Below are 12,364 nucleotides of genomic sequence, written 5' to 3'. Positions count from 1 at the left end.
GCAGGAACAGGATCACCACCAGCACCACGAGGACCAACGCCTCGAACAGCGTATGAACCACCGCTTCAATCGAGCTACGCACGAAGATGGTCGGGTCGTAGACGATCTCGTAGTCCATGCCTTCGGGGAAGTTCTGCTTCAGCCTGGCCATCGTCGCCCGTACCTGGTCGGACACGTCGATCGCATTGGAACCCGGGCGCTGGAAGATCGGCATCGCCACCGCTTCCTGGTTATTGAGCAAGGCGCGCAAGGCGTACTGGTTGGAGCCGAGTTCAATCCGGGCGATGTCCTTGAGGCGGGTGATCTCGCCATCGGCACCACTGCGGACAATCACGTTCTCGAACTCTTCTTCGGTGACCAGGCGGCCCTGGGAGTTGATCGACATCTGGAAGCTGGTGGCATTGGGCGCCGGTGGTGAACCCAGCTGGCCGGCCGCGACCTGACGGTTTTGTTCACGCACCGCATTGACCACGTCGGTGGCGGTCAGGTTACGTGACGCGGTCTTGTTCGGGTCGAGCCAGATACGCAGCGAGTAATCGCCGATACCGAACATCTTCACGTCACCGATTCCGTTCAGTCGCGTCAGTTCGTCCTTGACNCATTGACCACGTCGGTGGCGGTCAGGTTACGTGACGCGGTCTTGTTCGGGTCGAGCCAGATACGCAGCGAGTAATCGCCGATACCGAACATCTTCACGTCACCGATTCCGTTCAGTCGCGTCAGTTCGTCCTTGACGTTGAGGATCGCGTAGTTGGACAGGTACAGCATGTCGTAGCGCTTTTGCGGCGAGGTCAGGTGCACCACCATCGTTAGCTCGGGCGACGCCTTGTCCACCGTGATGCCGATGCGCGTCACCTCCTCCGGAAGTTTCGGCTCGGTGCGGGTCACACGGTTCTGCACCTGCACCTGGGCGTTGTCCAGGTCGGTGCCCAGGGCGAAGGTCACGGTCAGCGTGAGCCGGCCATCCGCCGTGGACTGCGAGGACATGTACAGCATGTTCTCGACGCCGGTGATGGCTTGCTCGAGTGGCGCGGCCACGGTCTCGCCGATGACCTTGGGGTTGGCGCCCGGGTAGTTGGCATGCACGACCACGGTCGGTGGCACCACTTCCGGGTATTCACTGATCGGCAACTGGAACAGCGAGATGGCGCCGGCGATCAGGATCAGCAGCGACAGCACGGCGGCGAAGATCGGCCGCGTGATAAAGAACTGGGAGAACTTCATGGCTGTGTTCCTTTATCCGCGAGGCGAAACGGCAGTGTCCGTTTTCACCAGCGCCGGTGACGGAGCGACGGGCTGGTTGCCCGCCTCGATGGCCTGACGTTGACGGGCCAGGGTGGCAACGGTTTGCGCATCGGCCATCGGCGCGTCTTGAGGCGCGACTACCGCACCGGGACGAACCCGTTGCAGGCCGTTGATGACGATCCGGTCTTCTTTTTGCAAACCGCTGCGCACAATGCGCAAGCCTTCGAGCTTCGGCCCCAGGTCGACACCGCGGTACACGGCCTTGTTGTCCTGGTCGATCACCAGCACGAATTTCTTGCCCAGGTCAGTGCCCACGGCCTCGTCCTTGATCAGCAGGCCGGCATAGGCCGCGCTGCCCACCAGCTTCAATCGGGCATACAGGCCCGGGGTGTATTGGCCGTCGGTGTTGTCGAACACTGCGCGACCGCGAATGGTGCCCGTCTTGGGATTGACCTGGTTGTCGACAAAGTTCATCTGCCCCAGGTGGCTGTTGCCCTCCTCGTTCGACAAGCCCATGTACACCGGCGTGGACTGACTGCGCCGGCCTTCACGGGAGAGCTGGCCGTACTTGAGGAACAGGCGTTCGTCGGCATCGAAATAGGCGTAGACCTTGTCGGTGGAGACCACGCTGGTCAGCGCCGAGGTGTCGGCGGTGACGATATTGCCGGCGGTGATTTCGGCACGGCTGACCCGGCCGCTGATCGGTGCGGTGACGCGGGTGAAGCTCAGGTTCAGGCGCGCCAGATCGAGTTGCGCCTGCACGGCATCGACGGCGGCCTTGGCTTCCTGGGCGGAGGTGGTGCGGGTGTCCGCCAGTTCCGCCGAGATGGCATTGCTGCTCAGCAGGCGCTGGCCGCGTTGCGCTTCGTTGCCGGTTCGAACCAGCGTGGCGCGCGTCTGCTGCAATTGCGCTTCGAGGCGATGCACTTCGTGTTCGAACGGCCGTGGATCGATCTGGAACAGCAAATCCCCTTTCTTTACCGACTCGCCATCCGTGAAGGCTACACGATCGATCTGCCCGGAAACCCGCGGGCGAACCACGACGGTTTCCGGCGCTTCCAGGCGGGCAGTGACTTCGTCCCACTCGGTAATGGGCTGCTCAAGCACTTTGGCGACGGTGACAGCGGGCGCACCCGGCGCCTTGGCGGCATCGGGTGCGTGACCGCAGGCCGTGATCGCCGCCAGGGTCAGGACAACGAGTGGATAACGCAAAGGTTTGAGTGACTGTTCCATGGGGGTGTCCGCCAGACGGTTTAGGGGTTGGAGAATTCTCGGCCTCACTTGAGGCAGCGACGAATTGAATGGAGTGAACTTGGCTATCATCATTAATGATGGTCGTCATGTATAACCACGAAAAAACGATTGCCCAGATCAAGCCTATGAATTAACAGGTTTTTTTATTGGAAGCCGTCAGACTGACAACAGAACAAATGGAGTCCAAGGCGGGCCCAAGCGTTTGCGCGACCTGCAAGGCTCGGGTGGTCGGTTCCATTTTGTGGCCAATGCGTTTAAACAGAGGGTCATTGAACAGTGTGCGCAGACGACTCAGTGCGCCACTGACCGCCGGTTGCCCCAGGCAAAGTCTTTCTGCGGCCCGACTGACGTTGCGCTCCTGAATGAGCACCTCGAAAACCACCAGCAGATTGAGGTCGATACTGCGCAGATCATTACGTTTCATGGGCCAGCACCTTGTACGGTGTTTTGACTTGAGCCACGGGCTCGGGACCGGCAAAGCCATTGCAGCGAATTTATATGACGACCATCATAATTACCAGCCCCCGGCAAACATTTGCCCGGGCGCTCATCGGATAACAGGACTCACTCATGAAAGTGACGAAAGACCGGGCAGCAGCCAACAAGGAAGCGATCCTCGGCGCAGCCTCGAAGATGTACCGGGAAAAAGGCATCGACGGCATCGGCATCGGCGAACTTTCCCGCTCGGTGGGCCTGACCCATGGCGGCTTCTACGGACAATTCCCCGGTGGCAAGGAGCAGTTGGCGTCGGAGGCGGTGAGCCGCACGTTCGAAACCAACATCGAAGACTGGCGAGCGGCCAGATCCATCCCCGAACTGCTCAAGGGTTACCTGACCCAATCCCACCTGAGCAACTGGACCGAAGGCTGCCCGATCCCCGCCCTGGGGGCCGATGTCGCGCGCAACGGCGGTGCCGTCAGCCACTCGTTCACCAAAGGCGTGCAGACCCTGATCGAAACGCTGATGCCACTGGTCGACGGCGAAACCGATGAGCAAAAGCACCAGCAAGCCTTGCGCATCCTGTCATCGATCACCGGGGCGATACTGATCGCCAGGGCCCTGGACAACCCTCGACTGTCGGAGCAGTTCCTGCAATCGGTGATCGATGCCTGGTCTGGCGACGCGCAGGCATGACAAGACTGGACTAGCTTTACCCACAACCACGGCCAACCGGCAAGGAGTTGTGATGCGCGCCACAGCATTTTCAGTCGGCCAACCAGCCCCCTGGTTCTATTGCCGAACTCAACTGAGGGAACGCTTTTGTTTCGACACAATCGCCGGTCGGTATGTCGTGCTTTATTTTTTTGGTTCTGCGGCGGACCCGGCATCAACTGAAGTCCTGGAAGCCATTCGCGCCCATCGCCAGCGGTTCGATGATGATCACGTCTGCTTCTTTGGCGTTTCCGTAGATCCGGATGATGAAAAGCTCAAGCGGGTGGAAAGTTCGATACCGGGCGTGCGCTTCATCTGGGATTTCGATCGGGCAGTCAGCAAGCTCTACGGTACGTTGCAAAAAGACGGCAGCATCCGGCAACTGACCTATGTGCTGGATCCTGCGCTACGTGTCCTGGCTGTCGTCCCGTTAGAAACACCGATTGATAACCATGTTCCCTCGTTGATGCGTTTTCTGGACAGATTACCGGCACCGGCTCCACCACGCGCCGCCACGCCACACGCCCCCGTCCTGGTGGTTCCCCGTATTTTCGAGCCCTCGCTGTGTAAGGCACTGATCGGTTATTACGATGAACGTGGCGGCGAGGAATCCGGGTTCATGACCGAGCAATCGGGTAAAACCGTCCAGGTCACCGACCATGGCCACAAACGACGCCGTGACTGCGTGATTGAAGATCAGGCCCTGGCCAGGGCCTGTGTGTTGCGTATAGCCAATCGTCTGCTTCCACAGCTACATAACGCGTTCCAGTTCAATGCCACGCGAATGGAGCGCTACCTGGTGGCCTGCTACAACAGCGAGGAAGGCGGGCATTTCCGGCCCCATAGGGATAACACCACCAAAGGTACGGCGCATCGCCGCTTTGCCGTGTCCCTGTTTCTCAATGCGGGAGAGTACGAAGGTGGCTTCCTGCATTTCCCGGAGTATGGAAAAGTGCTTTACAGCGCACCAACCGGAGGGGCCGTGGTGTTTTCGTGTTCACTGTTGCACGAAGCCACGCCGGTAACCCAGGGTCGGCGTTATATGTTTCTGCCGTTTCTATACGACGATGCTGCTCGCATCATTCGAGAAGAGAACCGCTCTTTTATTGACAGCTGACTCGCGTGCTGGACGCCCTCCGCTGATGTTGAAGCCGGAGGGCGAGCCGAGGCACTTTTTGCCGGTCATGCCAGCGTCATGACAACCTCTCCTCTAGGCGCTGCGAGTCAAGTCGAAGCGATCCAGGTTCATCACCTTGGTCCAGGCGGCGACGAAGTCCTTGACGAACTTCTGCTGCGCATCGGCGCAGGCGTAGACTTCGGCCAGCGCACGCAACTGTGCGTTCGAACCGAAGACCAGGTCCACCCGGGTGCCTGTCCACTTCACTGCACCGGTTTTGCGTTCACGCCCTTCATACTCTTGCTGGGCATCCGACACAGGCTTCCACTCCACGCCCATGTCCAGCAGGTTGGTGAAGAAGTCGTTGGTCAGTGCTTCCGGCCGTTGGGTGAACACGCCATGCCGGGTTTGCCCGACATTGGTGTTCAGCACCCGCAGCCCACCGAGCAGTACCGTCATTTCCGGCGCACTGAGCGTCAGCAGTTGTGCCTTGTCGATCAGCAGTTTTTCGGCCGGCACACGGTACTGTTGCTTCAGGTAATTACGGAAGCCGTCGGCAATCGGCTCAAGGAAGCCGAAGGATTCGACATCGGTCTGCTCCTGACTGGCGTCCATGCGTCCCGGGCTGAACGGCACCGTGACACTGTGCCCGGCGTTTTTCGCAGCCTGCTCGACACCCGCACCACCGGCGAGCACGATCAGGTCGGCCAGGGAGATTTTCTTGCCGCCGGTTTGCGCGCTATTGAACTCCTTCTGGATACCTTCGAGTTTGGCCAGCACACTGGCCAGTTGCGCTGGCTGGTTGGCCTCCCAGGACTTTTGCGGTGCCAGGCGCAGACGCCCGCCGTTGGCACCGCCACGCTTGTCGGAGCCACGGAAGCTGGAAGCCGCCGCCCAGGCTGTGGATACCAGCTGCGAGACCGACAGGCCGGACGCCAGCACCTTGCTTTTCAGGCCCGCCACATCGCTGTCGTTGACCAGCGGATGATCGACGGCAGGAATCGGGTCTTGCCACAGCAGTTCTTCGTTGGGCATTTCCGGGCCGAGGTAGCGCGAGAGCGGGCCCATGTCACGGTGAATCAGCTTGTACCAGGCACGGGCGAAGGCGTCGGCCAACTGGTCCGGGTTGGCCAGGAAGCGCCGGGAAATCGGTTCATAGATCGGGTCGAAGCGTAGCGACAGGTCGGTGGTCAGCATGGTCGGATCACGCCGTTTCGACGGATCGAAGGCATCCGGAATGGTGCCGGCGCCAGCGCCGTTTTTCGGCTTCCACTGGTTGGCCCCCGCCGGGCTCTTGCTCAGTTCCCATTCGTAGGCGAACAGGTTCTCCAGGTAGTTGTTGCTCCACCGGGTTGGCGTGGTCGTCCAGGTCACTTCCAGGCCGCTGGAGATGGCGTCGCCACCTTTACCGGTACCGAACGTGCTCTTCCAGCCCAGGCCCTGCAGTTCAAGACCGGCGGCTTCGGGCTCAGGTCCGACATGATCGACGGTACCGGCACCGTGGGTCTTGCCGAAGGCGTGACCGCCGGCGATCAGCGCGACGGTTTCCTCGTCGTTCATTGCCATGCGCGCAAAGGTTTCACGGATGTCTATCCCGGCAGCAACCGGATCAGAGTTGCCTTCAGGGCCTTCGGGGTTTACGTAAATCAGGCCCATCTGCACGGCGGCCAGGGGGTTTTCCAGATTGCGCTCTGCGGGATTCTGCCCGCCATCCTTGCCATAACGCACGTCGCCACCCAGCCAGGTGCTTTCAGAACCCCAGTAGACGTCTTCGTCCGGCTCCCAGACATCCGGGCGGCCAGCGGAAAAACCGAAGGTCTTGAAGCCCATGGACTCCAGGGCAACGTTACCGGTGAGGACAATCAGGTCGGCCCAGGAGATTTTGTTGCCGTATTTTTGCTTGATCGGCCACAGCAGCCGACGGGCCTTGTCGAGGCTGACGTTGTCCGGCCAGCTGTTGAGCGGTGCGAAGCGTTGCTGGCCGGAACCGGCGCCGCCCCGGCCGTCACCGGTGCGATAGGTGCCTGCGGCGTGCCAGGACATGCGGATAAAGAAAGGCCCATAGTGACCGAAGTCTGCCGGCCACCAGTCCTGGGAATCGGTCATCAGCGCAGTCAGGTCTTTTTTCAGCGCCTGGAAGTCCAGGCTCTTGAAGGCTTTGGCGTAGTTGAAGTCGCCCCCCAACGGATCAGACTTGGGCGAGTGTTGACTCAGGATCTTCAGGTTCAGTTGGTTCGGCCACCAGTCGCGGTTCGTCGTGCCACCGCCAGCGGCGTGATTGAACGGGCATTTCGATTCAGTTGACATGGCATCTCCTCTTGATTTTGTTTTCAGCTAACCACCTTTGAGCGTGGATCCGGATCACCGATTGATGAAATAGCTTTTCGGTATGGGATCCATAGCCTCAAGGCTATGACAGCCCCGCGATCAGTCGCTCCAGACCATCCATTAAAGTACCGGTCCGGGAAACTGTCGCTGCCATCGCAGAGATAGCTGATAAACAGTTCAAATCGGCACGAATATGCCGCCGCTCGCAAGAACATCGGCAAGATCCTGAACACCTGCCACAATGGATTAATACTAATTGCTACAAGGAAGTTGGCGCTCGGAAGGATTGTTTGCCGCGAGAGGATTCGCCATGCTCCTCAAAGCCCTTGTCATCTGGTCATTGCTGTCGATCATCATCGCCGCCGTGCTCTGTCGCCTGGTGCATAACGCCAAGGTCGCCGAGCGGTCACGCAATATCGCCAGGACGGATCGCCAGCCTCACGGTCGAAAGCTAGGCAGTGCCTCCATGATCCGAGGCAAAAGTGGCGACGACGATTCGGATCGCCACGCGGCCTGACACTTTCAGGTCGTTCCTGCAGGCAATAAAAAACCGGCCTTTCAGCCGGTTTTCCTGGTTCAGTCAACAGCACTTCGGTCCGGCTTTACTGCCGTAACGGGCCTCTTGGCGCTCGCGGAAGAACCCCTCGTAGTCCATCACCGGTTTGTCCGGGTGTTTGCTCTGCATGTGCTCGACGTAGTTGTCGTAGTCGGGCATGCCGACCATCAGGCGCGCAGCCTGACCGAGGTATTTACCGAGGCGACTCAGGTCATTGAACATGCTGCCCTCCTCGCCTAGGCATTCGGCACGGCCTGGAATGGCGCTTCTTTATCCGTACGCTCCTTGCTGCCCCAGGCGGCAATACCGACCTTGAGCGCGAAGAACAGGATGCTGAACACCACGAACAGGAACAGCGCGGTCAGCGTTGCGTTGGTGTAGGCGTTGAAGATCACGTGCTGCATCTGGTCGATGCTCTTGGCCGGGGCCAGCACCTGACCGTTGGCCAGGGCATCGCTGTATTTTTTCGCCAGGGCGAGGAAGCCGATCGCCGGGTTGGCGTCGAACAGCTTGATGAAGCCGGCGGTGGTGGTGCAGATCAGCAGCCACACCGCTGGCAGCAAGGTCACCCAGACATAACGCTGGCGTTTCATCTTGATCAGCACCACGGTGCCGAGCATCAGCGCGATCCCGGCCAGCATCTGGTTGGAGATACCGAACAGCGGCCACAGGGTGTTGATGCCGCCCAATGGATCGATCACGCCCTGGTACAGCAGATAACCCCACATGGCCACGCAACCGGCGGTGGCAATCAGGTTGGCGGTCCAGGATTCGGTACGGCGCAAGGCCGGCACGAACGAGCCGAGCAGGTCCTGGAGCATGAAGCGCCCGGCGCGGGTACCGGCGTCGACCGCGGTGAGGATGAACAGCGCTTCGAACAGGATCGCGAAGTGGTACCAGAACGCCATGGTGTTCTCGCCCGGCAACACGTGGTGCAGGATCTGCGCGATCCCCACCGCCAGGGTCGGCGCACCACCGGCACGGGTCAGGATGGTGGTTTCACCGATGTCATGGGCCACCGCTTGCAGAGCTTCCGGGGTAATCGCAAAGCCCCAGCTGCTGACAGTTTGCGCAACGGCAACTGCATCGGCGCCCACCACGGCAGCCGGGCTGTTCATGGCGAAGTACACGCCCGGATCGATCACCGACGCGGCAACCATCGCCATGATCGCGACGAACGATTCCATCAGCATGCCGCCGTAACCGATGTAGCGGGCATGCCCTTCACTGGCGAGCAACTTCGGCGTGGTGCCGGAAGCGATCAGCGCATGGAAACCCGACACCGCGCCACAGGCGATGGTGATGAACAGGAACGGGAACAGACCGCCCTTCCACACCGGGCCGGTGCCGTCGATGAACTGGGTCAGGGCCGGCATTTTCAGCTCGGGCATGGTCACCAGGATGCCAATGGCCAGGGCGACGATGGTGCCGATTTTCAGGAAGGTCGACAGGTAGTCACGCGGCGCCAGGATCAGCCAAACCGGCAATACCGCCGCGACAAAACCGTAGCCGATCAGCATCCAGGTGATCTGGATACCGGTAAAGGTAAAGGCCTTGGCCCACACCGGATCCGCGGCAATCTGCCCGCCGAGCCAGATCGAACCGAGCAGCAACACCACGCCGATCACCGAGATTTCGCCGATGCGGCCCGGGCGGATGTAGCGCATGTAGATGCCCATGAACATCGCGATCGGAATGGTCGCCATCACCGTGAACATGCCCCACGGGCTATCGGCCAGGGCCTTGACCACGATCAGCGCCAGCACCGCGAGGATGATGATCATGATCAGGAAGCAGCCGAACAGCGCGATGGTGCCGGGAATGCGGCCCATTTCTTCGCGGACCATGTCGCCCAGGGAGCGACCGTTGCGGCGGGTGGACATGAACAGGACCATGAAGTCCTGCACGGCACCGGCCAGCACCACGCCGGCGATCAGCCACAGCGTGCCGGGCAGGTAGCCCATCTGCGCGGCCAGCACCGGGCCGACCAGCGGACCTGCACCGGCGATGGCCGCGAAGTGGTGACCGAACAGCACGTGTTTGTTGGTCGGTACGTAGTCCAGACCGTCATTGTTGAGCACAGCGGGAGTGGCCCGATTGGGGTCGAGCTGCATCACTTTATTGGCGATGAACAGGCTGTAATAGCGGTAGGCAACGAGGTAGATGGCGACGGCTGCGACTACGATCCACAGGGCGTTGATCGCTTCGCCGCGGCGCAGGGCCACGACACTCAGCGCAATCGCTCCCAGGACAGCCACGGCAAACCAGGCGAGGTGTTTAGCCAGACGGGGCATAGAGGGTCTCCTGCCGACAGCTCGTGACTGCGGCGGTAATTTTTATAATTGTGTCCGCGATGCGGAGCTGGCCCAATATCTGCGCATGCCGTCCACAAATAAATCCGCGTTACTACGTACGTGGCATCTACGTAGTTCTACGTAGATGCCATGGATCTCCTTGTGGGAGCGGGCTTGCTCCGGGCGGCGATCCGACGAAGGCGGTGTGTCAGTCGCTACCAATGTTGAATAACCCACCGCTTTCGCGAGCAAGCCCGCTCCCACATTGGTCCCGCATTTCACCCCGGCCAATGGTCATTCCGTCCAACAAGGCTGTGTATCTTTGGCATATGATGCCGAGCCTTCGCGCGGGCAGGAGTCAACATGCAGCTCAAACACAAGATCGTCGCCCTCGGGATCCTGCCGCTGGTGCTGGCCATTGCCGTCATCTGCGCGCTGGTGATCTCCCTCAACCGCCAATTGGGCGACCAGCAGGCGCAGCTGATCGAAGACAGCATCCTGGCGAGCAAGCGCGCGGAACTGAAAAACTACGTGGAATTGGCGCAAAGCCTGATCGCGCCGCTGTACGACGACGGCCACGGCGACGCCCGTGCCCAGCAACAAGTGCTGGAAGAACTGCGCAAGCTCAGCTTCGGCATCAACGGCTACTTCTTCGTCTACGACCGCGAAGGCCGCAGCCTGATGCATGCACGGCAATCGGAACTGGTGGGCCAATACCTGTGGGACATGAAAGACCCCCACGGCCTGCCGGTGATTCAGGCGCTGCTCAAAAGCGCGCAATCGGGCGAAGGCTTTCAACGCTACGCCTGGAACAAACCCTCCTCCGGCCAGGTGACCGACAAACTCGCCTACGTGGTGATGCTCGATCGCTGGGGCTGGATGCTCGGCACCGGCATCTACCTCGAGGACGTCGAACGCGCCACCCAGCAGGCCCGAGCCGAAGTGGCCATGGGCATCCGCAAGACCATGATGGCGATTGCCGTGGTTGCCCTGGTCGCGGTGCTGTTCGTCTTCGCCACGGGCATGACCCTCAACGTCAGCGAGCATCGCCTGGCGGACAAGAAACTGCAGCGCCTGACCCAACGCATCGTCAGCCTGCAGGAAGAAGAACGATCACGGGTATCGCGCGAGTTGCACGACGGCATCAGCCAGGTGCTGGTCTCGATCAAGTTCCAGTTCGAACTGGCCAGTCATCTGCTGGAAAGCGGACAGGCCCAGGACAAGGGCCTGAACACGCTAAAAGACGCCACCGAGCGCCTGGGCGATGCCATCGGTGAAGTCCGCAGCCTCTCTCACGACCTGCGCTCATCCTTGCTCGACACCCTCGGCCTGCCGGCGGCCATCGGCCAACTGGCTGCGGAATTCGAGCAGCGCAGCGGGCTGACCGTGACTTATGACGAAAATGAATTCGACTGCCAACTGGTCGACGGTGCCGCCGTCGCCTTGTTCCGCATCGTGCAGGAAGGCCTGACCAATATCGAACGCCATGCGCAGGCCAAGAACGTGTCCATCACCCTGCGCGGTTGCGAACAATCGGTGCGGCTGACGGTGGTCGATGACGGCATCGGTTTCAACGTCGCCCAGGTCGAACGTCGCCAGGCCGGCATTGGCTTGCGTAACATCCGCGAACGCGTCGAACACTTCGGCGGGCGCTTCGACTTGATTTCGATGCCGGGCAGAAGTGAGCTGGACGTGCGGCTGCCAATGAAACCAGACGCATAACGCTGACCCGGCCCAAAACGACAAGAGTGAATAGCTGCGATGAACCTGCCCTCCCCGATCCGCGTCGCCCTGGTCGACGATCACTCCCTGGTCCGCGACGGCATCAAAGCGCTGCTGGCTGTGATGTCGCCCCTGGAAATGGTCGGCGAAGCGGAAAACGGCGCCGAGGCCATCGAGATGGTCGGACGCTGCCAGCCCGACCTGTTGCTGGTCGACATCAGCCTGCCGGACATGAACGGCCTGGAACTGACCCGCGTGCTGCGCAGCCAGTACCCGTCGCTCAAGGTGCTGGTGCTGAGCATGTACGACAATTACGAATACGTCAGTGAATCGGTGCGCTCCGGCGCCAGCGGCTACGTGCTGAAAAACGCCCCGTCGCGGGAAATCATCGCCGCCATCGAAGCCATCAGCAGCGGCGGCACCTTCTACAGCGCGGACATCGCCCAGCGGCTGATCGCCGACAGGAACACCGACAACGAACTGACCCCGAGGGAAAGCCAGGTGCTGTCGAAGATGGCGCAAGGCTTGAACAACAAGGAAATGGCCCGGGAGCTGGACATCAGCGTGCGCACCGTGGAAACCCACCGCTTGAGCATTCGCCGCAAGCTCAACATCGACAAGCCGGCGGCGCTGGTCAAATACGCCATCGATCACGGCCTTATTTCCCGCTAACACCACGAACCCTGTGGGAGCGGG

At 60.8% G+C, this 12,364-nt stretch carries 10 protein-coding genes and 2 pseudogenes; 5 read left to right on the top strand and 7 right to left on the bottom strand.

What is annotated here, in order from left to right; all coding sequences use genetic code 11:
* The 4 genes and pseudogenes from ACLD1X_RS28600 to ACLD1X_RS28585 all read right to left on the bottom strand — a co-directional run.
* Positions 1 to 598: pseudogene (locus tag ACLD1X_RS28600) on the bottom strand (efflux RND transporter permease subunit); the annotation flags it as partial.
* A gap of 14 nt (positions 599 to 612) precedes the next feature.
* Positions 613 to 1,224, bottom strand: a pseudogene (locus ACLD1X_RS28595) (efflux RND transporter permease subunit); the annotation flags it as partial.
* A gap of 12 nt (positions 1,225 to 1,236) precedes the next feature.
* Positions 1,237 to 2,478, bottom strand: a complete 1,242-nt coding sequence (mexE, locus tag ACLD1X_RS28590) for a multidrug efflux RND transporter periplasmic adaptor subunit MexE (RefSeq protein ID WP_429373581.1) — start codon at positions 2,476 to 2,478, stop codon at positions 1,237 to 1,239.
* Between the two features lie 151 nt (positions 2,479 to 2,629).
* On the bottom strand, positions 2,630 to 2,923 hold the full coding sequence (locus ACLD1X_RS28585) for a LysR family transcriptional regulator (protein ID WP_429373579.1): 294 nt from the start codon (positions 2,921 to 2,923) through the stop codon (positions 2,630 to 2,632).
* Between the two features lie 146 nt (positions 2,924 to 3,069).
* On the opposite strand from ACLD1X_RS28585, the gene ACLD1X_RS28580 reads away from it, so the two are divergent.
* Positions 3,070 to 3,633, top strand: coding sequence for a TetR/AcrR family transcriptional regulator (locus tag ACLD1X_RS28580; RefSeq protein WP_429373577.1), 564 nt, complete (start codon positions 3,070 to 3,072; stop codon positions 3,631 to 3,633).
* A 52-nt stretch (positions 3,634 to 3,685) separates the two neighbouring features.
* Positions 3,686 to 4,768: a redoxin domain-containing protein gene (locus ACLD1X_RS28575; protein WP_429373575.1), complete on the top strand. Its 1,083-nt coding sequence runs from the start codon at positions 3,686 to 3,688 to the stop codon at positions 4,766 to 4,768.
* Positions 4,769 to 4,861: 93 nt separating this feature from the next.
* Here the strand turns inward: ACLD1X_RS28575 and katG are convergent, their stop codons facing one another.
* Complete coding sequence (katG, locus tag ACLD1X_RS28570) at positions 4,862 to 7,075, bottom strand: catalase/peroxidase HPI (RefSeq protein WP_429373573.1); 2,214 nt, start codon at positions 7,073 to 7,075, stop codon at positions 4,862 to 4,864.
* Between the two features lie 331 nt (positions 7,076 to 7,406).
* Between katG and ACLD1X_RS28565 the strand changes: the two genes are divergently transcribed.
* Positions 7,407 to 7,613: a hypothetical protein gene (locus tag ACLD1X_RS28565; RefSeq protein ID WP_429373571.1), complete on the top strand. Its 207-nt coding sequence runs from the start codon at positions 7,407 to 7,409 to the stop codon at positions 7,611 to 7,613.
* 63 nt (positions 7,614 to 7,676) lie between these two features.
* Here ACLD1X_RS28565 and ACLD1X_RS28560 read toward each other — a convergent pair whose 3' ends face one another.
* Positions 7,677 to 7,874, bottom strand: coding sequence for a YbdD/YjiX family protein (locus ACLD1X_RS28560; protein WP_429373569.1), 198 nt, complete (start codon positions 7,872 to 7,874; stop codon positions 7,677 to 7,679).
* A 14-nt stretch (positions 7,875 to 7,888) separates the two neighbouring features.
* Positions 7,889 to 9,946 carry a carbon starvation CstA family protein gene (locus ACLD1X_RS28555; RefSeq protein WP_429373567.1) on the bottom strand — a complete coding sequence of 686 codons (2,058 nt, stop codon included), beginning with the start codon at positions 9,944 to 9,946 and terminating at the stop codon, positions 7,889 to 7,891.
* 363 nt (positions 9,947 to 10,309) lie between these two features.
* Here ACLD1X_RS28555 and ACLD1X_RS28550 point away from each other — a divergent pair, with 363 nt between their 5' ends.
* Positions 10,310 to 11,668, top strand: a complete 1,359-nt coding sequence (locus tag ACLD1X_RS28550; protein WP_429373565.1) for a cache domain-containing protein — start codon at positions 10,310 to 10,312, stop codon at positions 11,666 to 11,668.
* 39 nt (positions 11,669 to 11,707) lie between these two features.
* Positions 11,708 to 12,340: a response regulator gene (locus ACLD1X_RS28545; protein ID WP_429373563.1), complete on the top strand. Its 633-nt coding sequence runs from the start codon at positions 11,708 to 11,710 to the stop codon at positions 12,338 to 12,340.
* Positions 12,341 to 12,364: the final 24 nt, after the last annotated feature.

Origin of the sequence: Pseudomonas sp. 18173 (genome assembly GCF_050432945.1) — a bacterium.
Taxonomy (GTDB): domain Bacteria; phylum Pseudomonadota; class Gammaproteobacteria; order Pseudomonadales; family Pseudomonadaceae; genus Aquipseudomonas.
Note: the sequence above shows the minus strand (reverse complement) of the source record. Positions and strands in the feature narration are given on the sequence as shown.

Bases quoted from the DNA above. Each gene is read 5' to 3' on its own strand.
- mexE (WP_429373581.1), bottom strand. From the start codon at position 2,478: ATGGAACAGTCACTCAAACCTTTGCGTTATCCACTCGTTGTCCTGACC.
- ACLD1X_RS28585 (WP_429373579.1), bottom strand. From the start codon at position 2,923: ATGAAACGTAATGATCTGCGCAGTATCGACCTCAATCTGCTGGTGGTT.
- ACLD1X_RS28580 (WP_429373577.1), top strand. From the start codon at position 3,070: ATGAAAGTGACGAAAGACCGGGCAGCAGCCAACAAGGAAGCGATCCTC.
- ACLD1X_RS28575 (WP_429373575.1), top strand. From the start codon at position 3,686: ATGCGCGCCACAGCATTTTCAGTCGGCCAACCAGCCCCCTGGTTCTAT.
- katG (WP_429373573.1), bottom strand. From the start codon at position 7,075: ATGTCAACTGAATCGAAATGCCCGTTCAATCACGCCGCTGGCGGTGGC.
- ACLD1X_RS28565 (WP_429373571.1), top strand. From the start codon at position 7,407: ATGCTCCTCAAAGCCCTTGTCATCTGGTCATTGCTGTCGATCATCATC.
- ACLD1X_RS28560 (WP_429373569.1), bottom strand. From the start codon at position 7,874: ATGTTCAATGACCTGAGTCGCCTCGGTAAATACCTCGGTCAGGCTGCG.
- ACLD1X_RS28555 (WP_429373567.1), bottom strand. From the start codon at position 9,946: ATGCCCCGTCTGGCTAAACACCTCGCCTGGTTTGCCGTGGCTGTCCTG.
- ACLD1X_RS28550 (WP_429373565.1), top strand. From the start codon at position 10,310: ATGCAGCTCAAACACAAGATCGTCGCCCTCGGGATCCTGCCGCTGGTG.
- ACLD1X_RS28545 (WP_429373563.1), top strand. From the start codon at position 11,708: ATGAACCTGCCCTCCCCGATCCGCGTCGCCCTGGTCGACGATCACTCC.